General features: G+C 71.0%; 22 protein-coding genes. 18 read left to right on the top strand and 4 right to left on the bottom strand.

Annotation, left to right across the window (positions count from 1 at the left end; translation table 11 throughout):
- The first annotated feature begins 1 nt into the window (after position 1).
- From HB662_RS01125 to HB662_RS01080, 10 genes are all read left to right on the top strand, one after another.
- Positions 2 to 1,576, top strand: a complete 1,575-nt coding sequence (locus HB662_RS01125) for a GMC family oxidoreductase (RefSeq protein ID WP_168046295.1) — start codon at positions 2 to 4, stop codon at positions 1,574 to 1,576.
- A gap of 45 nt (positions 1,577 to 1,621) precedes the next feature.
- A complete protein-coding gene (apaG, locus tag HB662_RS01120; RefSeq protein WP_168046294.1) occupies positions 1,622 to 2,035 on the top strand; it encodes a Co2+/Mg2+ efflux protein ApaG in 414 nt (137 codons plus the stop codon).
- Complete coding sequence (locus HB662_RS01115) at positions 2,035 to 2,541, top strand: prolyl-tRNA synthetase associated domain-containing protein (protein ID WP_168046293.1); 507 nt, start codon at positions 2,035 to 2,037, stop codon at positions 2,539 to 2,541. Before apaG ends, HB662_RS01115 begins: the two co-directional genes overlap by 1 nt.
- A 71-nt stretch (positions 2,542 to 2,612) precedes the next feature.
- Positions 2,613 to 3,566: a thioredoxin family protein gene (locus tag HB662_RS01110; RefSeq protein WP_168046292.1), complete on the top strand. Its 954-nt coding sequence runs from the start codon at positions 2,613 to 2,615 to the stop codon at positions 3,564 to 3,566.
- Positions 3,567 to 3,650: 84 nt separating this feature from the next.
- The gene (locus HB662_RS01105; RefSeq protein ID WP_168046291.1) at positions 3,651 to 4,310 is read left to right on the top strand and encodes an LON peptidase substrate-binding domain-containing protein; all 660 of its coding nucleotides are present in this window, start codon (positions 3,651 to 3,653) and stop codon (positions 4,308 to 4,310) included.
- A gap of 31 nt (positions 4,311 to 4,341) precedes the next feature.
- Positions 4,342 to 4,539, top strand: coding sequence for a Trm112 family protein (locus tag HB662_RS01100; RefSeq protein WP_168046290.1), 198 nt, complete (start codon positions 4,342 to 4,344; stop codon positions 4,537 to 4,539).
- Between the two features lie 14 nt (positions 4,540 to 4,553).
- A complete protein-coding gene (locus tag HB662_RS01095) occupies positions 4,554 to 4,949 on the top strand; it encodes a gamma-butyrobetaine hydroxylase-like domain-containing protein (RefSeq protein WP_245185366.1) in 396 nt (131 codons plus the stop codon).
- 103 nt (positions 4,950 to 5,052) lie between these two features.
- Entirely contained in the window at positions 5,053 to 5,946 is an 894-nt protein-coding gene (locus HB662_RS01090) for a siderophore-interacting protein (protein ID WP_168046289.1), read from the top strand.
- A 126-nt stretch (positions 5,947 to 6,072) separates the two neighbouring features.
- Positions 6,073 to 8,259 (top strand): TonB-dependent siderophore receptor, encoded by a 2,187-nt coding sequence (locus tag HB662_RS01085; RefSeq protein ID WP_168046288.1) that lies wholly within the window; start codon positions 6,073 to 6,075, stop codon positions 8,257 to 8,259.
- Between the two features lie 10 nt (positions 8,260 to 8,269).
- Positions 8,270 to 9,550: an MFS transporter gene (locus HB662_RS01080; protein ID WP_209443056.1), complete on the top strand. Its 1,281-nt coding sequence runs from the start codon at positions 8,270 to 8,272 to the stop codon at positions 9,548 to 9,550.
- On the opposite strand, the gene HB662_RS01075 is transcribed toward HB662_RS01080, so the two are convergent.
- On the bottom strand, positions 9,543 to 10,823 hold the full coding sequence (locus HB662_RS01075; RefSeq protein WP_168046287.1) for a UbiH/UbiF/VisC/COQ6 family ubiquinone biosynthesis hydroxylase: 1,281 nt from the start codon (positions 10,821 to 10,823) through the stop codon (positions 9,543 to 9,545). The two genes, HB662_RS01080 and HB662_RS01075, sit on opposite strands and share 8 nt — an antisense overlap.
- Here HB662_RS01075 and HB662_RS01070 point away from each other — a divergent pair.
- From HB662_RS01070 to HB662_RS01045, 6 genes are all read left to right on the top strand, one after another.
- A complete protein-coding gene (locus tag HB662_RS01070) occupies positions 10,795 to 11,025 on the top strand; it encodes a hypothetical protein (RefSeq protein WP_168046286.1) in 231 nt (76 codons plus the stop codon). The genes HB662_RS01075 and HB662_RS01070 overlap by 29 nt on opposite strands.
- Positions 11,022 to 11,360, top strand: coding sequence for a P-II family nitrogen regulator (locus HB662_RS01065; RefSeq protein ID WP_168033934.1), 339 nt, complete (start codon positions 11,022 to 11,024; stop codon positions 11,358 to 11,360). Before HB662_RS01070 ends, HB662_RS01065 begins: the two co-directional genes overlap by 4 nt.
- A 61-nt stretch (positions 11,361 to 11,421) precedes the next feature.
- Entirely contained in the window at positions 11,422 to 12,771 is a 1,350-nt protein-coding gene (locus HB662_RS01060) for an ammonium transporter (RefSeq protein WP_168046285.1), read from the top strand.
- 92 nt (positions 12,772 to 12,863) lie between these two features.
- Positions 12,864 to 13,277 (top strand): alternative ribosome rescue aminoacyl-tRNA hydrolase ArfB, encoded by a 414-nt coding sequence (gene arfB, locus HB662_RS01055; protein ID WP_209443055.1) that lies wholly within the window; start codon positions 12,864 to 12,866, stop codon positions 13,275 to 13,277.
- Between the two features lie 130 nt (positions 13,278 to 13,407).
- The gene (locus HB662_RS01050; RefSeq protein ID WP_168046283.1) at positions 13,408 to 15,981 is read left to right on the top strand and encodes an FtsK/SpoIIIE family DNA translocase; all 2,574 of its coding nucleotides are present in this window, start codon (positions 13,408 to 13,410) and stop codon (positions 15,979 to 15,981) included.
- Positions 15,982 to 16,028: 47 nt separating this feature from the next.
- Positions 16,029 to 16,766 carry a hypothetical protein gene (locus HB662_RS01045; protein WP_168046282.1) on the top strand — a complete coding sequence of 246 codons (738 nt, stop codon included), beginning with the start codon at positions 16,029 to 16,031 and terminating at the stop codon, positions 16,764 to 16,766.
- Between the two features lie 16 nt (positions 16,767 to 16,782).
- Here the strand turns inward: HB662_RS01045 and HB662_RS01040 are convergent, their stop codons facing one another.
- Together HB662_RS01040 and HB662_RS01035 are read right to left on the bottom strand one after the other, a co-directional pair.
- The gene (locus HB662_RS01040; protein ID WP_168046281.1) at positions 16,783 to 17,157 is read right to left on the bottom strand and encodes an MmcQ/YjbR family DNA-binding protein; all 375 of its coding nucleotides are present in this window, start codon (positions 17,155 to 17,157) and stop codon (positions 16,783 to 16,785) included.
- A 39-nt stretch (positions 17,158 to 17,196) separates the two neighbouring features.
- A complete protein-coding gene (locus tag HB662_RS01035) occupies positions 17,197 to 18,879 on the bottom strand; it encodes a methyl-accepting chemotaxis protein (protein WP_168046279.1) in 1,683 nt (560 codons plus the stop codon).
- Positions 18,880 to 19,065: 186 nt separating this feature from the next.
- On the opposite strand from HB662_RS01035, the gene HB662_RS01030 reads away from it, so the two are divergent.
- Positions 19,066 to 19,689 (top strand): hypothetical protein, encoded by a 624-nt coding sequence (locus tag HB662_RS01030; protein WP_168046277.1) that lies wholly within the window; start codon positions 19,066 to 19,068, stop codon positions 19,687 to 19,689.
- A 32-nt stretch (positions 19,690 to 19,721) separates the two neighbouring features.
- Here the strand turns inward: HB662_RS01030 and HB662_RS01025 are convergent, their stop codons facing one another.
- On the bottom strand, positions 19,722 to 20,765 hold the full coding sequence (locus tag HB662_RS01025) for an Ldh family oxidoreductase (protein ID WP_168046275.1): 1,044 nt from the start codon (positions 20,763 to 20,765) through the stop codon (positions 19,722 to 19,724).
- Between the two features lie 134 nt (positions 20,766 to 20,899).
- Here HB662_RS01025 and HB662_RS01020 point away from each other — a divergent pair, with 134 nt between their 5' ends.
- The gene (locus HB662_RS01020) at positions 20,900 to 22,546 is read left to right on the top strand and encodes a methyl-accepting chemotaxis protein (RefSeq protein WP_168046273.1); all 1,647 of its coding nucleotides are present in this window, start codon (positions 20,900 to 20,902) and stop codon (positions 22,544 to 22,546) included.
- The last annotated feature ends 3 nt before the right edge of the window (positions 22,547 to 22,549 follow it).

Here is a 22,549-nt window from a genome sequence, read left to right as displayed (position 1 = left end):
CATGCATGACGTCATCGTGGTCGGTGCCGGGTCTGCCGGCGCCCCGCTCGCCGCGCGGCTTTCCGAAGACGGGCACCGCAAGGTTCTGCTGCTGGAGGCGGGGCGGGACTGGCGCGCGGCGGAGGCACCGGCGGCGCTCCGCAGCGCCAACATCATCCCCTTCATGCACGACCCGGCGCATCAGGCGGAATGGCAGTGGCCGGGGCTGATGACGCGCCGCACCCGCGCGCAGGAACCGCGCTTCTACTGGCGCGGCAAGGCGATGGGTGGGTCCTCCACCGTCAACGCGCAGATCGCCATCCGCGGCGTGCCGGCCGCCTTCGACGCCTGGGCGGAAGCGGGATGCGAGGGCTGGTCGGCGGCCGATGTGCTGCCGATCTTCGATGCGATCGAGGATGATGCGGACACAGGTGTTGCGCCGGGCATCCGCCAGGGTGGCCCGCTGCCGGTGTTCCGCATGCCACCGGAGAACTGGGGCGCGGTGGACCTTGGCCTGCGCGATGCGGCGCTGACCGCCGGTTACCGCTGGAAGCCCGACCTCAACGCGCCGGAGGGGGAGGGCATTTCCTGCAACCCGATCAACCTGCGCGGCGGCCAGCGCGTCACCACCAATGATGGCTACCTGGAGCCGGCCCGCGGCCGCCCCAACCTGACCATCCGCGGCGGCGCGATGGTGGACCGGGTGTTGGTGCGGGATGGCCGCGCCTGCGGCGTCCGCGTGCGCTTTGATGGCGGGGAATGGCAGGAGATCCTGGCGCGGGAGGTGGTGCTGTGCGCGGGGGCCATCCACAGCCCGGCCATCCTGATGAGGTCCGGCATCGGCCCGGCGGCGGATCTCGCGCGGCTCGGGATCGATATGGTGCAGGACCTGCCCTGGGTCGGCCGGAACCTGATGGACCACCCCATCCTGCGCGCCAGCCTGGCGCTCAGGCCCGAGTACCGCGCCCAGGGTGCCGATGCCCGCCACACCAATTGCTGCCTGACCTACAGCAGCGGCATGGGCGGCGAGCGGGACATGATCATGATCGCCTACAACCATCGCGGCCTGACCGGGGATGGCGGCCCGGCGGAGGCCGGCGCGATCGGCATCGCGCTGTACGATGCCTTCTCCCGCGGCACGCTGGCGCTGACCTCTGCGGATCCGGAGGCGCAGCCGGTGGTGGAGGAGAACATGCTGGACGATCCGCGCGACCGCGCCCGGATGCGCGACGGCGTGCGCCGCCTGGCCCTGCTGACGGCGCTGGCCCCGCTTTCCGGCCTGGCGCGGGAGATCACCTTCGGCGAAACCGGACTTTCCATGCCGGCCGCCGCCGCCCTGCCGGATGCGGAGCTGGACGCCATCATGCTGGCCGAGGCCGGCGACATCCAGCACGCCGCCGGCACCTGCCGCATGACGGCGCATGAGGAACCGCGCGGCGTGGTGGACCCGGACCTCCGGGTGCGCGGGGTGGCGGGGCTGCGCGTGGCGGATGCCTCCATCATGCCGAGCGACTGCCGCGCCAATCTCCACTTCACCTGCGTGATGATCGGGGAGGCGCTGGCGCGGCGCATGCGCGCCGAGGCGTCGCGCGGTTGACGCAGGCCGCATCCGGCCGAGAATGAGCGGCCGGGGAGATCCGCGATGGCCAGGGCCAATGAGTTCAGTGAAACCACCCGCGGCATCCGTGTGACGGTCCGCAGCTTCTATCTGGAGGACCAGTCGGAGCCGGAGCGCGGCCACTTCGTCTGGGCCTACCGCATCGCGATCCAGAACGAGGGCACGGAGACGGTGCAGCTTCTGAAGCGGAGCTGGCACATCACGGATGCGCTGGGCCGCAGCCAGCAGGTGCATGGGGAGGGGGTGGTCGGCGAACAGCCGGTGCTCGCGCCGGGGGAGCGCTTCGAATACACCTCCGGCACCCCGCTCCACACCCCCTCCGGCTTCATGGCCGGCACCTACCACATGGTGGTGACGGAAACGCGGGAGGCCTTCGACGTGACGGTGCCCGCCTTCAGCCTGGACAGCCCGCACCAGCCGGCCAGCCGGCTGCATTGATGGAATCGCCCGAGGGCCTGCTCGCCCGCCTCGCCGCGCTGGGGATCGAGGCGCCCACCGTCACCCACCCGCCGGTCTTTACCGTGGCCGAGAGCAAGGCGCTGCGCCCAAGCCTGCCGGGCGGGCATGTGCGGAACCTGTTCCTCAAGCCGGAAAAGGCCGCCGGCCCCTTCCTGCTGGCGGTGATCGAGGAGGACCGGCCGGTGAAGGTCAACGCGCTGGTCCGCGCGCTCGGCCTGCCGCGCAGCGGCTTCGCGGATGCGGATGCGCTGAGGGCGCAACTCGGCGTGGAGCCCGGCTCCGTCACCCCCTTCGGCCTGGTCAACGCGGCGCCGGGGGCGGTGCGGGCGGTGTTCGACCGCGGGCTGATGCAGGGCTTCGCGTGGATCCATGTCCACCCGCTGACCAACACCATGACCACCGCCATCCGCCCGGACGACCTGCTGCGCTTCCTGCGTGACCTCGGCCATGCGCCGGAGCTGGTCGAGATGCCCAATCCGGCGTGATCGGCCGTCAAGCGCTTGCTTCGCGCCGTGCATCACGCATCTATGCGCCCAAGCGAGAGGAATTGCCTGCCATGGACCTGATCTTCGACCCGACCCGCCAACCGGCGCCTGGTGGCGCCATGCCGAATGGTACGCCGGACCCGGTGAAGGATGGCGACCAGCGCACCTTCATGGCCGACGTCATCGAGGCCAGCCGCGAGACGCCCGTGCTGGTCGATTTCTGGGCCACCTGGTGCGGCCCCTGCAAGACGCTGACCCCGACGCTGGAGAAGGTGGTGCGGGCCGCCGGCGGCCGGGTGAAGCTGGTCAAGATCGACATCGACAAGAACAAGCAGCTGGTCGCCCAGCTCGCGCAGATGGGCCTGCCGCTGCAATCCGTGCCCACCGTGGTGGGCTTCGCCCAGGGCCAGATCGCCGACCTGTTCCAGGGCGCGCTGCCGGAAGGCGAGGTGAAGAAGTTCATCGAGAACCTGCTGAAGGTCTCCGGCGGCCAGCTTCCCGGCGCCGACCTGCTGGCGGAGGCGAAGGCGCTGGTGGAGGCCGGCGAACATGCCGCGGCGGCCGAGCTGTTCGGCCAGCTGGCCGAGGCCGAGCCGGAAAACCCCGAGGCGATGGCCGGCCTCGCCCGCTGCCTGATGGCCCTGGGCGAGGAAGAACAGGCGCAGGAGGTGCTGGACCAGGTGCCGGAGAAGATCGCCGGCCATGCCGAGATCGCCTCCGTCCGCTCCCAGCTCCAGCTCGCCCGGGAAGGGCGCGAGGCGCGGGAGAAGCTGGGCGAGTTCGAGCGCCGGCTGGAAGCCGACCCGGATGACCACGCCGCCCGCATCGACCTGGCCGTGGCGCTGAACGCCATGGACAAGCGGGGCGAGGCGGTGGACGCGCTGATGGTCGCCATCAAGCGCGACCGCGCCTGGAACGACGAAGCCGCCCGCAAGCAATTGCTGAAGTTCTTCGAGGCCTGGGGATTCGACGACCCCGCCACCCTTGCGGGACGCCGGAAGCTCTCCACCCTTCTGTTTCGCTAAGGCGACCCGGCCGGAGACACGCGCCGCGCGGGGGAAACAGGGACCACCGCGCGGCCGGACCGCGCGGTGGCTGAAACGGAGCATATGTCCGCCTTCCATCCCGCCTTCGACGCCTTGCCGTCGGAGATCCCCATCTTCCCGCTCGCCGGGGCGCTGATGCTGCCCGGCGGGCGACTGCCGCTGAACATCTTCGAGCCGCGCTACCTGGCGATGACGGAGGATGCGCTGGCGGGGGGACGGTTCCTCGGCATGGTGCAGCCGGACCCCGGCCTGCCGCGCACCGAGATCGGCAGCCAGATCTACCAGGTCGGCTGCCTCGGCCGCCTGACCTCCTTCGCCGAGACGGATGATGGGCGCTTCCTGATCACGCTGACCGGCATCATCCGCTACCGCATCATCGAGGAGGTGGGGCTGCGCCGCGGCTACCGGCGCGCCCGGGTGGAATATGGCGACTACGCGCCGGACCTGATGCTGGACGGCCCGGCGCCGCAGATCGACCGCGGCGCGCTGCTGGCGGCGCTGCGCGTCTATTTCAAGGCGCGCGGCATCGAGGCGAATTGGGAGGCGGTGGAGGGCACCGGCGATGCCATGCTGGTCACCACGCTCTGCATGCTGTGCCCCTTCGAGGTGGCGGAGAAGCAGGCGCTGCTGGAATCCCGCTCCACCGAGACGCGGGCGGAGATGCTGGTGGCGCTGATGCAGATGGGCAGCCACGGCATGGCGCCCGAGGGCCGGCCGAGTTAAATCAACGGCCCCTGTTTCTGGAGTTGATGCGATGACGGCCTCCGAGCCGAGCGCAGGCGCGGTGGACCCGCGACTGCTGGAAATCCTGGTCTGCCCCGTGACCAAGGGGCCGCTGCGTTATGACCGCGAGGCCGGGGAACTGGTGAGCGAGAAGGCGGGGCTTGCCTATCCGGTCCGTGACGGCATCCCCATCATGCTGCCGGACGAGGCCCGCAAGCTGCCGGTCTGATGGCGAACGGTCTGATGGCGAACGGTCTGATGGCGAACGGCCTGATGCCGAAGCTGACCGAGATCCGCCTGAACCGGGCGGAACAGGTCCTGCACCTGGCCTGGGATGACGGCGTGCGCTTCGCCCTGCCGGCGGAATACCTGCGCGTCGAAAGCCCCTCCGCCGAGGTGCAGGGGCATGGGCCGGGCCAGCGCGTGACGGTGGCCGGCCGGCGGCATGTCGGCATCATGAAGATCGAGCCGGTGGGGCATTACGCCGTGCGGCTGATCTTCGACGACCTGCACGACAGCGGCATCTACAGCTGGGATTTCTTCCGCGCGCTGGGTGAGCAGCAGGCCGAGCGCTGGGCGGCCTATGAGGCGGCGCTGGCCGCAAAGGGGCTGAGCCGGGACCCGCCGAAGCGGGCCTGAAGCGCAGCCGGGCGGTGCCGCTCGGCGTGCGCCACGCCATTTGGTATTGCAAATCATTCGCATCCGCGGCACCTATCCTCCTCGACTTCCATGGACGAGGGCGATGAGCGGTCTCGCGGTTTCGGCAGAGCCCTGGGCGACGCGCTGGCGCGGCATTCGCCGGCTGCGGGTGCTGCGCACGGTGCAGGTCACGCCCGGCATGCGGCGGATCACCCTCGGCGGGCGGGAGATCGCCGGCCTCAGCGGCGGGCCGAATGTGAAGCTGCTGCTGCCCCCGGCGCCCCGTATCGGGCTGGAACTGCCGCTGCAGGATGCGGCGGGCAAGCCGGTCTGGCCGGCCGAGGATCGCCGCCCGGTGCTGCGCAGCTACACGGTGCGGCGGCTGGATGCGACGGCGGGGGAACTCGACATCGACTTCGTCCTGCATGGCCACGCCGGCATTGCCTCCGCCTGGGCGGCCCGGGCCAAGGCGGGGGATGAGGTGGGCATCGCCGGCCTCGGCGGCCGCGGCGTGAACCCGGCCGCGCGCTACATCCTGGCGGGCGACCACTGCGCCCTGCCGGCCCTGGTGAACATCCTGGAAGGGCTGCCGGAAACGGCCCGTGGCCATGCCTTCATCGAGGTGCCGGGGCCGGAGGAGCAGCAGAAGCTGCGGCACCCACCCGGCCTTGCCGTCACCTGGCTGCACCATGGCCCGCATGGTGCCGGGCGGACCTCGTTGCTGGCGCGCGCCGTGGCAGGGCTGGCGGTGGCGCCTGGGGAGGATGTCTTCGCCTGGGTGGCCGCCGAATCCGCGGCCGCCACCGCCATGGGCGAGCATCTGCGGGGGGTCTGCGGCCTCGATCGCCGCGACATGCTGGTGCTGGGCTACTGGAATTTCGGCGTCAGCGTGGATGACTACGGGCGCAGCGCGGCGGCCCAAGGCCGGGACCAGGGGCGGGATCAGGGGCGGGGCGAGGGGCCGGCCCGGGCGGCGCAGATGCAGGTGGCGGCGTGATCTGACGCGCCCGCCGTTGTCGTGGCGCGGATTTCAGTTAATAACGCGTCTCATTCTCAACTTTATGCCCTGGACCGGAGCAGCGCCGAAGGCCCTGCTCGCTGAACCTCGGATGGGGACCTCTTCATGCACATCCGCCCGCGGGACCGGCATCGCACCGTCACCACGCTGCTGGCCGCCGCCATCGTCGCGCAGCTTCCCTGGCCCGCTTCCGCCCAGACCACCCTTCCGGCCACCGGCTCCACCGAGGCATCGCCCCTGCTGCTGCCGGAAACCAGCGTGGTCGGCGCCGCGGAACGCGCGTTGGACCCGATCCGCGGCTTCGTCGCCAGCCAGCAGATCTCCGGCACCAAGACCGACACGGCGCTGATCGAGAACCCGCAATCCATCACCGTCATCCCGCGCGACCAGATCGATGCGCGCCAGGCGCAGACGCTGGGCGAGGCGCTGCGCTACACCGCCGGCGTCCGGGGCGAGAACTACGGCACCGACAGCCGCACCGACTGGTTCCAGCTGCGCGGTTTCAACGCGCAGGACAACGGCATCTTCCTGAACGGCCTGCGCTACAATGCGGGCTACGCCGGCAGCGCCTTCGAGACCTACGGGCTGGAGCGCTACGAGGTGCTGCGCGGCCCGACCTCCGTGCTGTACGGCCAGATCGCCCCGGGCGGCCTGGTGAACATGATGCAGCGCCGCCCGACCGACAGCGCGCGCGGCGAGGTGCGGCTCTCGGCCGGCAGCGAGGGTCGCCTGCAGGGCCAGGGCCATGCCTCCGGCCCGCTCGATCGCGATGGCATCTGGTCCTACAGCCTGACCGGCCTGGTGCGGGACAGCGACACGGCGGTGGACTTCGTGCGGGACGACCGCGTGTTTCTCGCGCCCTCGCTGACCTGGCAGCCGACGGCCGACACCTCGCTCACCATGATGAGCTTCTACCAGCGCGACCGGACCTCGGGTAACCAGTTCCTGCCCTACGAAGGCACCGTCACCTCGACACCGTTCGGCCGCATCAGCCGCAGCCGCTTCACCGGCGAACCCGATTTCGACGCCTTCAACCGGGAACAGTATGGCGTCGGCTACGAGTTCAACCACCGCTTCAACGACGTCTGGTCCTTCCAGCAGAATTTCCGCTACGCCGAGACGGAAATCCGCTGGGACCAGGTCTATGGCGGAGGTCTGCAGGCGGACCAGCGCACGCTGAACCGCTACGCGTATCGCGCCAACATCAATGTCAACACGCTGCAGCTGGACAACCACGCGAAGGCGGAATTCGCCACCGGCACCGTGCGGCACACCGTGCTGGCGGGCTTCGATGCGAGCCAGGTGAACTACCGCAACGCGCAGCAATTCGCCTTCGCCAGCGGCCTCGACGTATTCGCGCCGAGCTATGGCACGCCGGTCGGCACGCTGCCCGCGCCCTATGACAGCGTGCGCCAGGTCAACACGCAGTATGGCGTCTATCTGCAGGACCAGATGCGCATCGACCGCCTGGTGCTGGTCGCCGGCATCCGGCAGGACTGGGCCCATTCGGACGTCGACAACCGGGTGACCAACACCACCCGCAGCCAGAACGACAGCGCCTTCACCTGGCGCCTCGGTGCCGTCTACCTTTCCGACACCGGCCTCGCGCCCTATGCCAGCTATGCCCGTTCCTTCCAGCCGCAGATCGGCACCGATGCGGCCGGCAACAGCTGGGACCCGCTGGAGGGCGAGCAGTACGAGGTCGGCGTGAAGTTCCAGCCGCCCGGCATGCGCAGCTTCGTACAGCTCGCGGCCTTCCAGCTCACGCAGCAGAACTCGCTGACCGCCGACATCAACTTCCAGCAGAAATCGGTCGGCGAGATCCGCGTGCGCGGCCTGGAACTCGAAGGCGTCGCCGAGCTCGGCCGGGGCTGGAGCCTGCTCGGCTCCGTCAGCCTGCTCGACCCCGAGATCACCAGCAGCTCGACGGCCGGCGAGGAAGGCAATCGCCCGGCCGGCGTGGCCGCGACCAACGCCAATCTCTACGCCGAATACACCTTCGTCGATGCCGGGCGCGTGCTCTCGGGCCTGACGGTGGGCGCTGGCGTGCGCTACCTCGGCAATACCTCCGCGGTGAATACCGGCGGCAGCGTAGTGCCCTCGACCACCTTGTTCGATGCGGGCATGCGCTACGACCTGTCGAAGCTGTCCGAGGAGATGCGCGGGCTGGAGTTCGGCGTGAATGCCAGCAACCTGGCCGATACGCGCTATGTCGCCCGTTGCTCCGGCACCTCCGGCTGCTTCTACGGCAACCGGCTGAACGTGCTCGCCAGCCTGACCTATAAGTGGTGAGGCAGGGAAAGTGACGACGCAGGGCAGGGCGGCGGACAGCCCCGCCGCCCTGCTCACCATCCTGTATCTCGGCGTCGCGGCCGGCGTGCAGATGACCGATCGCGGCCTGCTCGCCCTGCTGTCGCCCGCCATCCAGGCGAGCTTCGGCGTGGGCGATGCGGTGATCGGCGCGCTGCACGGCATTGCCGGCATCCTGGTCGCGAGCCTGCTGGCGATTCCGCTGGCACGCCTGGCCGACCAGTATTCGCGCAAGGCCGTGCTGCTGTTCTTCATCGCCGCCTGGGTGGCGCTGACGGCGCTTGGCGCCCTGGCGCCCTGGTTTCCGCTGTTCTTCGCCGGGCGGGCCGCGGCGGGCGTGACCGAATTCGCGCTGATCCCGGTGATCTACTCGATGCTGCCCGATCTGGTGCGGCCGGGACGGCGCGTGGCGGCCAATCTCAGCTTCGCGGCGCTGATGTCGGTCGGTGCCGCGTCTGGCTATGCGCTCGGCGGCTGGCTGGTGGACCAGGCGGCGCAGCTCGGCGCGGCCTTCCCCGGGACGCTGGGTGGCTTCGAGACCTGGCGCCTGGCGATGGTCATGATCGCCGGGCTTGGGCTGCCCTTGCTGCTACTGGGCTTCGCCACCGTCGATCCGCCACGGCGGGCCATTGCGGCCGAAGCCGCCACCGGGTCGCTGCCGGCCTTCCTGCGCGCGCAAGGCCGCACCATCGGCCTGCTGGTGCTGGCGGCCGGTGGCGTCGCCATCGCCGTGCAGGGGCTGATGCCGCTGCTGGCCCTGGCGCTGACCCGGCGCTTCAGCTTCGACCTCGGCATGCTGGGGGAATGGCTGGGGGTGATCGTGCTGGCCACCAACCTCGCAAGCCTTGGCATGGCCGGGCTGATGGACCGCCTGTTGCCGGCGGGGCGGCAGGAGGCAGGGCGGCCGCTGGTGATGGCGCTCGGCGCCCTGCTGGCGCTGCCCTGCGTACTGCTGCTGCCCTGGCTGGGTTCCGTGCAGGCGGTGCTGGTTCTGGTCACCGGCTTCCTGCTGGCGACCTGCCTGGCCAATGCCTTCATCCCGACCATGGTGCAGGACCTGGTGCCGCCCCCGCTGCGGGCGCGCGCCTTCGCGTCCTACAGCGTGATCATCGCGGCCTTCTGCGCCATCGGGCCGGTGCTGATGGGCGCGGTGTCGGACCAGGTGATGGGGCGGGACCTGCTGGGGGCGATCACCTGGGTCGCCGTGCCGAGCCTCGCCGTCGCGGCGCTGGCCGCATCCTTCGCCGGGTGGCGCATCCTGTCCGTCAGGTAGGCGGCGTCATCAGCCCCTGGCCGCCGAGCAGCCCGCTCGCCCCCGCCATGCCCATCGCCCGCTGCGCGAAGGCGCGCTTCAGCCGCGGCATGCGGTCCACCGCCGCGATGCCCAGGCGCCGCGCCAGGCGCACGGGTCCGAAGTCGTTGCCGAACAGCTTCTCCAGCACATGGGTCGCGCCGAGCATGATCGCGGCATCCGGCCGGGCGCGGCGTTCGTAGCGGCGCAGCACGGCGGTGCTGCCCGGATCCTCCCCGGCCGCCACCGCCTCGATCACCGCCTCCGCCAGCGCGGCGACATCGCGGAAGCCGAGGTTCAGGCCCTGGCCGGCGATCGGGTGGATGCCATGCGCGGCGTCGCCGACCAGCGCCAGCCGCGTATCCGTCTGCCGCTGCGCCCACAGCGCCGTCAGCGGGTAGGACCAGCGCCGGCCGATGGGCCTGATGGCGCCCAGGTGGTCGCCCATGCGGCGCGTCAGCTCCCGCCCGAAGGCGGCGTCGTCCATCGCCAGGAAGCGCGCAGCCAGGTCACGCCGGTCGGACCAGACGAAGGCGGAGGCGTGCGGAAATTGCGCCGTGCCGAAGCCGCCGGGGCCGGCCAGCGGCAATTGCGCGAAGGGGCCGTTCGGCAGGAACATCTCCAGCGCCGTGCCATTGTGCGGGCGTTCATGTGCGAAGGCGCCGACCATGCCGGTCTGGCCGTAATCATGACGCTGCACGCGGATGCCGGCCTGCTGGCGCAGCGCGCTGTCCCGCCCCTCGGCGGCCACCACCAGGCGCGCGACCAGCGTGGTCCCGGCATCCGGGCCGGCGGTGATGCGGATGCGGGCACCTTCCGGCTGGCGTTCGACGCTGGCCTCGGCCGGGGCGAAGACGCGCAGATTGGGCAGATGCGGCAGGCGGGCATTCAGCGCGACGCGCAGTGCCCGCGCCTCCACCATCCAGCCGAAGGGGTCGGGGCCCACCTCCTCGCTCCGAAAGTCCAGCTTGAGCGGGGAGGGCGCATGGCCCGGCCGGCCATCGGCCACGCGGATGTGGTGAATCGGCTGCGGAGGCTCCGGTAGCCGGTCCCAGATGCCCGACGCCGCCAGCAGCCGCTGGCTGGTGAGCGCGATGGCATAGGCGCGGCCATCGAAATCCGGCAGCTCCATCGGCGGCAACGGTGCGCGGTCCAGCACCGCGGTGGGAATGCCGGCGGCGGCCAGGGTCGCGGCCAGTGTGGCGCCGACCGGGCCGGCGCCGACGATGCAGATGGTGGTCTCGATCTCGCTCATGGCGGGGAAAGTCGCGCTGCGGGGGCGTTTCGGCAAGGGCGAGGCAATTGCCCAAGAAATAGGCACGTTTCTCGCAGTGCAGCAGCGCAACTTTGCGCGGGCGCGCGGAACTCCACGTAAAACGGTCTACGAAGCGCGTGGCACGGTCCTTGGATTGCAGTCCTCCGATATCGCCTTGGGAAGGGGAACTGCGGCGCGATGAAGCTGGTCATGGCCATCATCAAGCCTTTCAAGCTGGACGAGGTGCGCGATGCGCTCACTCCGCTCGGCGTGCAGGGGCTTACGGTTACCGAGGTCAAGGGTTTCGGTCGGCAGAAGGGCCAGACCGAGATCTATCGCGGAGCCGAATATCACGTGAGCTTCCTGCCGAAGCTCAAGATCGAAGTCGCCGTCGCCGCCGACATGGTGGATGCGGTGGTGGAGGCGATCGCCGGCGCCGCGCGCACCGGCAAGATCGGCGATGGCAAGATCTTCGTCCTGGACGTGGAACGCGCACTGCGCATCCGCACCGGCGAAGCCGATGACCAGGCGCTGTAGCGGCATGTCGGGCGACAACACACCCAGGTTCAGGACCGGGGGCATGATGAGGAATGGGGGAATGACGAGGATTGCGCGCGCCGCTGCCATGGCGCTGCCGGCGCTGGTCCTGTCCGGCGCGGCATTCGCGCAGGATGCGGCCGTGGCGGCACCTACGCCGACCATTGATACCGGCGACACCGCCTGGATGCTGACCAGCACGGCCATCGTGCTGATGATGACGGTGCCCGGCCTGGCGCTGTTCTATGCGGGCATGGTCCGCAAGAAGAACGTGCTGGCGACCATGATGCAGTCCTTCGCGGTCTGCGGCCTGGTCGGCGTGCTGTGGATGCTGCTGGGCTACAGCCTGGCCTTCGGCGAGGGCAATGCCTATATCGGCGACCTGTCCAAGGTGCTGCTGTCCGGCATGGGTGAGGGCTGGGATGCCCCCTTCGTGCTGGGCTCGGGTGACGGCGCGGTGGCGACCACCATTCCGGAAAGCGTCTTCGTCACCTTCCAGATGACCTTCGCCATCATCACCGCCGCGCTGATCACCGGCGCGGTGGCGGACCGCATGAAGTTCTCCGCGCTGATGCTGTTCGTCACGCTGTGGACGCTGCTGGTCTATTCGCCCGTGGCACATTGGGTCTGGCACCCGAATGGCTGGATCTTCGCGCTCGGCGCGCTGGATTTCGCCGGTGGCACCGTCGTGCACATCAATGCCGGCGTGGCGGGCCTGGTGGCGGCGGTCGTGCTCGGCAAGCGGGTCGGCTACGGCACCGAGAACATGTCCCCCTACAACCTGGCCTTCGCCGTGATCGGCGCGAGCATGCTGTGGGTGGGCTGGTTCGGCTTCAACGCCGGCTCCGCCGTCGGTGCCGGTGCGCGCGCCGGCATGGCGATGCTGGTGACGCAGGTGGCCGCGGCCGGTGCGGTGCTGGCCTGGCTGGCGGCCGAATGGGCGACCAAGGGCAAGCCTTCCGTGCTCGGCGCGATCTCCGGCGCAGTGGCGGGGCTGGTTGCCATCACCCCGGCGGCGGGCTTCGTGCTGCCGGGTTCCGCGCTGGTCATCGGCCTGGTGGCTGGCCTCGCCGGCTTCTGGGGCGCGACCGCGCTGAAGCACTGGTGCGGCTATGACGACAGCCTGGACGCCTTCGGCGTGCACGGCATCTGCGGCATCGCCGGTGCGCTGCTGACGGGCGTCTTCGCCTATGGCCCGCTGTCGGGCACCCCGGCATCGCCGGCCGGCATCAGCGGATCCTTCGAGCAGTTCCTGCTGCAGGTCTATGCGGTGGCGGCGGTCTTCGTCTTCACGGCGATCGCCACCTTCATCCTGCTCAAGATCGTGGACGCCATCGTCGGCCTCCGCGTGACGGAGGAGGAGGAGCGCGAGGGCCTGGACGTGACGCTGCACGGCGAACGCCTCGGCTGAGCCAGCGGGCTGGACCTGAACGGGCGCCGGGGAGCAATCCCCGGCGCCCTTTTCATTTGCGCGCCGTGATGGGACGCGCCATGAGGCGCGGCATGGCCCGCATCCCGCACATCCCGGACGACGCGCTGGAGGAACGCTTCGTGCGTTCGTCCGGCCCCGGCGGCCAGAACGTTAACAAGGTGGAGACGGCGGTGGAGCTGCGGCTCAACCTCAACCGGCTCGACATGGGCGAATACATGGCGCGCCGGCTGGCGACGCTGGCCGGCCGGCGGATCACCCAGGATGGCGTGCTGGTGATCCAGGCGCAGCGCTTCCGGACCCAGGACCGCAACCGGACCGATGCGCGGGAAAGGCTGGACGAACTGCTGGCCAAGGCCGCCGAGCCGCCGCCGCCGACCCGCCGCGCCACCAAGCCCAGCTACGGCGCGCAGATGCGCCGGCTGGAGGGCAAGAAGCTGCGCTCCGGCGTCAAGAAGCTGCGCGGCAACAAACCTCCCGCGGATTGATCGGCACCCCGCGACAGCGGCGGCGGCGGGGACACACCCGGCGCCCGGCGGTGCGGCGCGCCTTGCAACACCGTTCAATCCGAGAGGCTTCCGGTGTAGAGTTCCCGCAAAGCTTCAGGAACCACCCCAGATGGCCCGCACCGCCAGCACCCCGGCCGTGGGCGACCGGCTCGCCGCCGCCGGGCGCCGCTTCGCCTCCCCCGCCCTCAAGGCCGCGCTGCAGCGCCGCCTGGCGGAGCTTGTGGCGCTGGTGCTGGTGGTGTTCGGGCTGGTGCTGGGCGTGGCGCTGGCCAGCTACGACCCGGCCGACCCGTCCTTCTCCACCGCCACTTCCCAGCTGACCGGCAACCTGGCCGGGCCGATCGGCGCCCATGCGGCGGACCTGCTGCTGCAGGCCTTCGGCTACGCCGCCTTCCTGCTGGTGGCCTGCCTGATGACCTGGGCCTGGCGGCTGGCGACGCATCGCGGCCTGGCGCCCTTCGCGCTGCGCCTGGCCTGCCTGCTGGCGGCGCTGCCGCTGCTGGCCGCCACGCTGATCCTGTTGCCGCTGCCGACCGATGTGCCGGCCGCCGCCGGGCCGGGCGGTGCGGCAGGGCCGGTGGTGGCGCAGGCGCTGATGGGGCTGATGCGCGACCTGCTCGGCCCGGTCGGTGCCGGCATCGCGCATCTGGTGCTGGCGACGCTGACGGCGCTGCTGGTCTTCGTGGCGCTCGGGCTGACGCTGGGCGAATGGCGCCGCGCCGGCGCCGTGGCCGGCTCCGCCGCCGGCAGCGCAGGTAGTGCCGCCAGCGCCACCGTCCGCCTCACCGCCGCCCGCGCACGCCAGATGGGGGAACATGTGGGGGAACAGGTGCCGCCCGGCTTCTTCGCCCGTGCCGCCGCCTGGCCCTTCAAGGCGGTCGGCCGCGCCGTCGGCGGCGCGGTGCGGCGGCGGCGGGAGCGGGAGACGCCGCTGGCCGAGATGCTGCGGAATGCCGATGCGCTGGTCGAGGATGCCGCGCCGCCGCGGCGCCGCGAGCCGTCCTTCGCCGAGCAGACCGCCACCGAAGCCGCGCCGCGGGAGGAAGCCCCGCCGCGCCCGGCGGCCGCAGCCGCGGCCCGCGCCAAGCTCGCTTCACCACGTGTGGCGGACCGCGCCGCGCCGCCCAAGCCCGTGGCCAATGCCCGCCAGATCAGCCTGGACCTGCCGGATGGCACCTGGCGCTACCCGCCGCTGTCGCTGCTCACGCCGCCGCCCGCCCGCCGCGCCGCCGGCCCTTCGGAGGAAGCGCTGCAGGGCAATGCGCGGATGCTGGAGACGGTGCTGGAGGATTACGGCGTGCGCGGCCGCATCGCCGAGATCCGCCCCGGCCCGGTGGTCACGCTGTATGAGCTGGAACCGGCCCCCGGCACCAAGTCGGCCCGCGTCATCGGCCTGGCGGATGATATCGCGCGGTCCATGTCCGTCACCGCCGTGCGTATCGCCACGGTGCCGGGCCGCAACGTGATCGGCATCGAGCTGCCGAACAGCAAGCGGGAGATGGTGTATTTCTCCGAGATGATGATGGCGGAGGACTGGCACCGCCACCAGGCCAAGCTGCCGCTGGCACTCGGCAAGGATATCGGCGGCGCGCCGGTCATCGCCGACCTCGCCCGGATGCCGCATCTGCTGATCGCGGGCACCACCGGCTCGGGCAAGTCGGTCGGCATCAACACCATGATCCTGTCGCTGCTCTACCGGTTCACCCCGGATGAGTGCCGCTTCATCATGATCGACCCGAAGATGCTGGAACTGTCGGTCTATGACCGCATCCCGCATCTGCTCGCCCCGGTCGTGACCGAGCCGGCCAAGGCGATCGGTGCGCTGAAGTGGACGGTGCGGGAGATGGAGAAGCGCTATCGCGCCATGTCCCAGCTCGGCGTCCGCAATATCGGCGGCTACAACGAGAAGGCGGAAGCCGCCCGCGCCCGGGGCGAGGTGCTGACCCGCCGCGTGCAGGTCGGCTTCGATCCGGAGACCAACAAGCCGCTGTTCGAGGACCAGCCCTTGGCGCTGGAGCCGCTGCCGATGATCGTCGTGGTCATCGACGAGATGGCGGACCTGATGATCGTCGCCGGCAAGGATATCGAGGCCGCGGTGCAGCGCCTGGCGCAGATGGCGCGCGCAGCCGGCATCCATGTGATCATGGCGACGCAGCGGCCTTCGGTGGACGTCATCACCGGCACCATCAAGGCGAACTTCCCGACCCGCATCAGCTTCCAGGTCACGTCCAAGATCGACAGCCGCACCATCCTCGGCGAGATGGGCGCGGAGCAGCTGCTGGGCCAGGGCGACATGCTGCACATGGCCGGCGGTGGCCGCATCAGCCGCGTGCACGGGCCCTTCGTCTCGGATGAGGAAGTCGAGGCGGTGGTCGCCTTCCTGCGCGAACAGGCCGAGCCCTCCTACATCGAGGAGGTGACGGAGGTGGATGAGGATGCGGCCGGGCCGGATGCCTCCGGCATGATGGGCGGCAACACCGATGGCGAGGCCTCGCTCTACGACCAGGCGGTGGATCTGGTGACGCGGGAGGGCAAGGCCAGCACCAGCTTCGTGCAGCGCCACCTCAACATCGGCTACAACCGCGCGGCGAAGCTGATCGAGCAGATGGAGAAGAACGGCGTGGTCGGCGCGGCCAACCATGTCGGCAAGCGGGAGGTGCTGGCGCCCGGGCCACGCGATTAGGCCGGGCGCCATTTGGGGGCCAGTCGGGAGGCGTAGGAGGCGGGCAGATGACCCGGGCGGTGGACCGGCTTGGACGGGCTGAAGCGCTGGCGCTTCTCGAATCGGGAGCGTGGCAGACCGATCTCCAGATCCAGGACGACATCTGGGAACGTGCCGGCCGCCGCAGGGCTGCGCTCGGAAGCTGGGCGGAGCAGGGGCTGCGGCAAGCCCTGGCGAGCAGCGGCGGCACGGGCAGGGGCGATCAATTCGGATCCTCCCTGCAGGATATGCGGCGCGCCACGGATGCGCTTCTGGCCGAGCGCGTCGAGTCCCGGCTGCTCGAACCGCCGGTGTATGGCCCGATGGCGCAGCTCCGGGTCGACGCCCATGTCGTCTACAAGGTGCGCGCCACTGCGGAAGCCGGGTTGCGGGATGCGCTGGCGCTCATCCTCGTGCTCCTCACCACTTCCGGGTACCCGCGCCTGCTGGCCGCCTGGGCCGGGCTGAGCCTGGTCGCGCTGGTGCGGATCCTGGTCAATGGCCTGGAGCGGATCACCGATCCTGCCGAACGCCTGGTTCTCGAAGCCGTGCATGAGGCTTCGGCCGAGCTGTGCGTCCGCAACCATGACGCCCTCGCGACGGAGGATTTCGAGGCGGCCTTTGGCCGTGTGGCGCCGTCGGAGGCGCGGCTGGTCGCCCTTCTGGAAGGCCGCCTGCCGCCGGAGGAATGCCGCCGTGCGCTGCAGGCGCTGGCGGGGCGGGGTGTGCTGGTGGAACGGCAGGGCGGCTGGCGCATCGCCTTCTGAAGCCGCGCCCCGCCGGTCAGCCGCCGTGCTGCGTGGCGGCGTGGCCGGCGGCCTGCGCCGCCAGCCGCTTCGGCGCGATCAGGGAATAGCTGCGCCGTATCAGCGCCTCCGCCTCATCCCAATCCACCGCGCCGCCGAGCCGCAACGCCACCCATCCCTTGTGGCCGAGATAGGGAGGCCGGAAGAAGCGGTCCGGCGCCGCCTCGGTCAGCACTTCCTGGCTGCCCGGCGGCGCCTTGAACCAGACGGCCAGGCCGTGCTCGCCCTGGTGCAGCATGGCGAAGATGCGGCCGCGCACGCGGAAGGTGGGCTGTTCCCAGGTCTCCACCTCCGCCGCTTCGGGCAAGGTGAGGCAGAGGCGGCGTAGCCGTGCGGTGGGGGAGGCAACCATGCGGCGATCCTGGCACGGGATCGCCGCGGATTGCAGCCGTCAGGCGGCGCGGATGCCGGAGAGGAAGGCGTCCACCTGGGTCCGCAGCCGCTGGGAACGCTGGGTCAGCTCGCCCGAGGAATGGCCGACCTGCGTCGCCGCCTCCCCGGTCGCCACCGCGCCCTGCGAGAGTTCACCCGTGAAGCGGGACACTTCCTGCGTGCCGGTTGCGGCCTCCGCCACCGCGCGGACGATTTCCTGCGTCGCGCTGGCCTGTTCCTCGGCCGCCGCGGCGACCTGGACGGTGATCTGGTCCACCTGGTCGATGGTCGCCGCGATGCCGCGGATGGCGTCCACCGCGCCGCGGGTTTCCGCCTGCATGGTGGCGATCTGTGCGCCGATCTGTTCCGTCGCGCTGGCGGTCTGCGCGGCGAGCGCCTTCACCTCGCTGGCGACCACGGCGAAGCCCTTGCCGTGCTCGCCGGCGCGCGCCGCCTCGATGGTGGCATTCAGGGCGAGCAGGTTGGTCTGGCCGGCGATGTCGGCGATCAGCCGCACCACGTCGCCGATGCGCTGTGCCGATTCGGACAGGCCGGTGATGGCCGCGTCGCTGGCCCGCGCGCCGTCGGAGGCATTGCGCGCGGCGGTGGCGCTGTCGGTCACCCGGCGGGCGATCTCGGCGATGGAGGCGCCGAGCTGCTCGGCGGCGGCGGCCACGTTCTGCACGCTGGCGGAGGCCTGCTCGGCGGCGGCGGCGACCGAGGCGGCGCGGCTTTCACCGTCCCGCGCCGTCTTGGTCATGCTGCCCGCCATGGCGTCGAGCTGGGTGGTGGCGGCGGCGACGCCCTGCAGCGCCTCCGCGGCATCGGCTTCGAAGCCGGCGACGAGGGTGGCCATGATTTCGGCGCGGCGTGCCTTGGCCTGTTCTTCCTGCCGGATCGCGGCGTCGGCGCGCTGCTTTTCTTCCAGCGCCGCCTTGAACACGCGCAGCGCCGCGGCGATGCGGCCCATCTCCGTGCGTTCGGCGAGATCCGGCACCTTGGCGTCCAGATCGCCCTGGGAGAGGCGCTGCATGGGCGCCAGAACGTCGGAGATGCCCTTGCCGATGGCGCGCAGGATGGTGATGGCCACGACCAGGCCGAGCACGAACATGGCGCCGATGGCGACCAGGATCAGCATGCGGGCGCTGGCGAAGGTTGCGGTCGCGGCGTCGCTGGCGGCGGCCGCGCCGGCCGCGTTCAACTCCTCCAGCTGTCCCAGCGTCTGCGCGACGGCATTGCCTGCCGGCACCAGAAGCCGGGTGACGGCCGTGCCGGCTTCGGCCTGCTGGCCGCCGCGCGACAGGGCGATCACCGTGGGGATCTCGCGCTTGTAGGTGGCGATGGCCTCGGCCGAGCCATCGTATATGCGCTGCTCCTCGGGGCTGCTGATCAAACGCTCATAGACCCTCTGCCCTTCCGTCAGCTCGCGCGACAGGCGCTCGATCTGCTCCTCCAGCGTCCGCATCCGCGCTGCATCCTGGGAATTGACGTGGTTCAGCACGCCGATGCGGATGTCGGACATGGAACCGCGGATCTTGCCGAGCGCCTGGATGCTCGGCAGCCAGTTCTCGACGATCTCCGACGAAGCCCCGTCGATCGCCTGCATCCGGTTGATGCTGAAGCCGCCGATCCCGACGACACAGAGCAGCAGGAACGCGAAGGAGGCGATCAGGCGTTCACGGATCGACATGCGGGACAGCATCAGGCGAGGCTCCAGGACAGGTGCGACGCAGCGTAGCGATCACGACTTCACCAATCGGTGAACGGCCGCAATAGATGAACAATACGTAATCGTCGTTTCATGCGGTTTCGCGCCAGCCGTGCCTTGCTTGACGGCGGGGTGACGGCCGGGGGAGCGTCCGTCGGACACGGACGGAGACCCAAAGCCATGCGCACCACACGCCTCGCCGCCCTTGCCGTCGCAGCCCTCGCCCTGGCTGCCGGCCTGCCGACGCCGGAGGCCGCGGCCCAGGATCGCCCGCAATTGTTCCCCGCGCGTGACGTCGCCGTTACCTATCGCGTCACGGGCGCGCGCGCACAGTCGGGGATGCCGGCGATGACCATGTCCTGGCTCGCCAGCCAGCAGACCATGCGCGTGGATATGGGCGGCATGGGCTACATGGTGGCCGACCACCGGGCGCAGCGCGGCTTCATGGTGATGGAGCAGATGCGGATGCTGATGGACATCCCGATGGACCAGGCCACTGCCGGGCTGCCGACGCGTGGCCAGTTCCGCCAGACCGGCCGGGACACCGTGGCCGGCCATGCCTGCAACGTCTGGAACTTCCAGGACGGCGATGACCGCGGTACTGCCTGCATCACGCCGGATGGCGTGATGCTGCGGGCGCAGGGCACCTCGGGTGGTGAATCCGGCAGCATGGAGGCAACCCGCGTCGCCTATGGCGCGCAGGACCCGGCGCGTTTCCGCCGGCCGCAGGGCTACCAGACCATGCAGATGCCCCAGGGCATGCCGCAGGCGCTGCAGGGCATGCCCGGCATGCCGCGGCGCTGAGGCAGGCGGGCATCGCGGAGCACTGCGACGCGTCAGGCGGGCATCACGACGCCGAGCTTCGCCGCGGCGCCGCGCAGCCCCGCCAGGATGGCGGGCGAAAGGGCCAGGCCGTCCTTCAGCGCGGCGCGGCGATGCGCCAGGCCGGATTCGCCCGGCAGGCGCACGCGGCTGACCCCCGGGCGGGGCGTCGCGGCGCGGCAGGCGGCGGCGGTGTGGCTGGTCTGCCGCAGGAAGGCGGCCTGGCCGGCGAAAGCCTCCGGATCATAGACCTGCAGCAGCACGCTGGCGGTCCAGCCGGTCGGCTTGTCGGCGCGGCCATAGCCGGACAGGCCCTGGGTCAGCGCCTCGTTCATCAGCGCCCAGGCATAGCCCTTCTGGCCATGGTCCAGCCCGCCCGCCGGCAGCAGCGTGCCGCCCTGCGCCAGCACGGCCGGGTCCGTGCTCGGGTTGCCGGCGGCGTCCTGCACCCAGGGATGCGCGTATTGCACGCCGGCCTTCTGCAACTGCCCGGCCATGTTGATGGTGGTGATGGAGGCGCTGACATCCATCAGGAGCGGGTCCCCATCGGTGGGGATGCCCGCCGCCACCGGGTCCGGCGCCAGCACGCCGGTGATGCCGCCGAAGGGCGCGACGGCCGCGGCGGCGGAGGCGGAGGAGGATAGCACCAGCATGAAGCCGCGCTCCGTCGCGCGGGTCAGGTAGGCGGCGAGGCAGCCGATATGGTGGCTGTCGCCGATCGCGACGCTGCAGGTGCCATAGGTCACGGCCCGTTCCAGCGCGACATCCAGCGCCTTGTGCACCAGCCACGGCCCCGGCAGGCGGCGGCCATTCCAGGTGAGGGTGGCGCCGCGGTCGCGCACCACCTCCGGCTCCCCATCCCGCGCCATGCCGCCGGAGGTCGCATCATCCAGGTAGCGCGGCAGCAGGGCGAGGCCATGGGTGGCGTGGCCCAGCAGGTCGGCTTCCACCAGCGTCACCGCCACCGCCTCGGATTTCGCGGCATCCAGACCGGCGGCGCGGCACAGGTCGCGGGCCAGGCCGGTCAGCGTGGCGGGGTCGTGGCGGGGGGTGGTCATGCCGGGCGGTTCCTCTCGGTTCGTTCGATGCAGCATCATGCGGGCCGGCCGCCGACGCCATCCCAGCACCGCGAATTGACGGATTGCCAATACCTTCCGTGGCAGGAAGCTGCACCCCATCTTGGCAGCGACGCATGACCCAGAGTTCCGACCAGGACAAGCGGCTGGCTGCCTTCGGTCTGACGCCCGCAGATACCGCAACACTCGGCACGTTGCGGGGCTTCGCCGAGGACCGGCTGCCGGCGCTGCTGCTCTCCCTGCACGACACCTTCAGCCCCTGGCCGGAGATGCGCGCGGCGCTGATGAAGCCGGAGGTGCATGCGGTGCGCCTGGCGCATTGGCAGCGCGTGGTGACGGGCGCGATCGGCGACGGCTTCGTCGAATCGGCGGGCCGGCTGGCCGCCGCCTTCTACCAGAACGGCGTTCCGGGCTACGCCGTCGCCATCTGCCACCACAGCGTGATGAGTGGCCTCCTGCAGGAACTGGCGCGGCAGCAGGGCGCGGCCCGCGGCACGACCTTCTTCGGCCGGGCGCGGCAGCGGCGCGAAGCGGCGGTGCGTGATGCGCTGGGGCGCGTCACCTGGCTCGACCTGGAATTGCTGCTCGAGACCTACACGGCGGCGGAAGCCGAAAGCCGCGATGCGGCGCTGGTCGGCATGGCGGAGACCGTCGAGCGGGAGGCCGGGGCGGCGGTAACGCAGGTCAGCAAGCTGACGAGCGAAATGGCGCGCACGGCGCGCGAGATGTCCGCCACCGCCTCGCGCACCGGCAGCAACGCGGATGATGCCGCCGCTGCCGCCGGGCAGACGCGCGGCACCGCGCAGACCGTTGCCGCGGCGGCGGAGGAGCTCACCGCCTCGATCGGCGAGATCACGCGCCAGGTCACGCTCTCCGGCAGTGCGGCGCAGCAGGCGGTGGCGGCCGGGCAGGGGGCGCGCGGCAGCATCGAGGCGCTGTCGCAGCAGGCCGAGCAGATCAGCCATGTCGCCGGCATCATCGCCGACATCGCCAGCAAGACCAACCTGCTGGCGCTGAACGCGACGATCGAGGCGGCGCGGGCCGGGGAGGCCGGCAAGGGCTTCGCCGTGGTGGCCAGCGAGGTGAAGCAGCTCGCCACCCAGACGGCGCGATCCACCGAGGATATCAGCCGGCAGATCAGCGGGATCCGCGAGGCAACCAGCCAGGCGGTGGCGGCGGTGGCGGAGATGGTGGAGCGGATCGGCGAGATCGACCGCGTCGTGGCCAATGTCTCGGACGCCGTGCAGCAGCAGGGCGAGGCCACCGCCGAGATCGCCCGCAGCATCGGCCAGACGGCGGCGGCGGCGCATGAGATGTCGGAGCGCACCGATGCGGTGCGCGAGGCGGTGCGCGAATCGGACCGTCAGGCCAATGCCGTGCAGGTCACCGCCGGGACGCTGGACGAGGCGGTGGCGAAGCTGCGCACGGCGGTGATCCACGCCGTGCGTACCTCCACCGGCAGCGTCAACCGCCGCCGCCACCCGCGCCACCCGGCCGACCTGCCGGCGGAACTCCTGCTGGATGGCGCGAAGCCGGTTGCGGTGCGGGTGCTGGATCTTTCGGCGCGAGGCGCCCGGCTGGGGGGCTGCCGGGACGCCGCGGCGGGCCAGCGCGGGCGGCTGCGGGTGGAAGGCCTGGAGCTCGCACTCCTCATCACCCATGCTGGCCGGGATGGCGAATGCGGCGCCAGCCTGCACCCGGCACCAGCCGAACAGCCGCGCCTGGCCGCCCTCATCGGCCGCATCAGCGACCGGGCGGCCTGACCG

This window comes from Falsiroseomonas frigidaquae, assembly GCF_012163145.1.
Classification (GTDB): Bacteria; Pseudomonadota; Alphaproteobacteria; order Acetobacterales; family Acetobacteraceae; genus Falsiroseomonas; species Falsiroseomonas frigidaquae.
The sequence above is the reverse complement of the archived record's forward strand: the minus strand, read 5'-3'. Positions and strand labels throughout refer to the sequence as shown.

Excerpts from the sequence above, each read along its gene's own strand:
- HB662_RS01125 (WP_168046295.1), top strand. The coding sequence starts at position 2 with ATGCATGACGTCATCGTGGTCGGTGCCGGGTCTGCCGGCGCCCCGCTC.
- apaG (WP_168046294.1), top strand. The coding sequence starts at position 1,622 with ATGGCCAGGGCCAATGAGTTCAGTGAAACCACCCGCGGCATCCGTGTG.
- HB662_RS01115 (WP_168046293.1), top strand. The coding sequence starts at position 2,035 with ATGGAATCGCCCGAGGGCCTGCTCGCCCGCCTCGCCGCGCTGGGGATC.
- HB662_RS01110 (WP_168046292.1), top strand. The coding sequence starts at position 2,613 with ATGGACCTGATCTTCGACCCGACCCGCCAACCGGCGCCTGGTGGCGCC.
- HB662_RS01105 (WP_168046291.1), top strand. The coding sequence starts at position 3,651 with ATGTCCGCCTTCCATCCCGCCTTCGACGCCTTGCCGTCGGAGATCCCC.
- HB662_RS01100 (WP_168046290.1), top strand. The coding sequence starts at position 4,342 with ATGACGGCCTCCGAGCCGAGCGCAGGCGCGGTGGACCCGCGACTGCTG.
- HB662_RS01095 (WP_245185366.1), top strand. The coding sequence starts at position 4,554 with ATGGCGAACGGTCTGATGGCGAACGGCCTGATGCCGAAGCTGACCGAG.
- HB662_RS01090 (WP_168046289.1), top strand. The coding sequence starts at position 5,053 with ATGAGCGGTCTCGCGGTTTCGGCAGAGCCCTGGGCGACGCGCTGGCGC.
- HB662_RS01085 (WP_168046288.1), top strand. The coding sequence starts at position 6,073 with ATGCACATCCGCCCGCGGGACCGGCATCGCACCGTCACCACGCTGCTG.
- HB662_RS01070 (WP_168046286.1), top strand. The coding sequence starts at position 10,795 with ATGCAGATGGTGGTCTCGATCTCGCTCATGGCGGGGAAAGTCGCGCTG.
- HB662_RS01075 (WP_168046287.1), bottom strand. The coding sequence starts at position 10,823 with ATGAGCGAGATCGAGACCACCATCTGCATCGTCGGCGCCGGCCCGGTC.
- HB662_RS01065 (WP_168033934.1), top strand. The coding sequence starts at position 11,022 with ATGAAGCTGGTCATGGCCATCATCAAGCCTTTCAAGCTGGACGAGGTG.
- HB662_RS01060 (WP_168046285.1), top strand. The coding sequence starts at position 11,422 with ATGACGAGGATTGCGCGCGCCGCTGCCATGGCGCTGCCGGCGCTGGTC.
- arfB (WP_209443055.1), top strand. The coding sequence starts at position 12,864 with ATGGCCCGCATCCCGCACATCCCGGACGACGCGCTGGAGGAACGCTTC.
- HB662_RS01050 (WP_168046283.1), top strand. The coding sequence starts at position 13,408 with ATGGCCCGCACCGCCAGCACCCCGGCCGTGGGCGACCGGCTCGCCGCC.
- HB662_RS01045 (WP_168046282.1), top strand. The coding sequence starts at position 16,029 with ATGACCCGGGCGGTGGACCGGCTTGGACGGGCTGAAGCGCTGGCGCTT.
- HB662_RS01040 (WP_168046281.1), bottom strand. The coding sequence starts at position 17,157 with ATGGTTGCCTCCCCCACCGCACGGCTACGCCGCCTCTGCCTCACCTTG.
- HB662_RS01035 (WP_168046279.1), bottom strand. The coding sequence starts at position 18,879 with ATGCTGTCCCGCATGTCGATCCGTGAACGCCTGATCGCCTCCTTCGCG.
- HB662_RS01030 (WP_168046277.1), top strand. The coding sequence starts at position 19,066 with ATGCGCACCACACGCCTCGCCGCCCTTGCCGTCGCAGCCCTCGCCCTG.
- HB662_RS01025 (WP_168046275.1), bottom strand. The coding sequence starts at position 20,765 with ATGACCACCCCCCGCCACGACCCCGCCACGCTGACCGGCCTGGCCCGC.
- HB662_RS01020 (WP_168046273.1), top strand. The coding sequence starts at position 20,900 with ATGACCCAGAGTTCCGACCAGGACAAGCGGCTGGCTGCCTTCGGTCTG.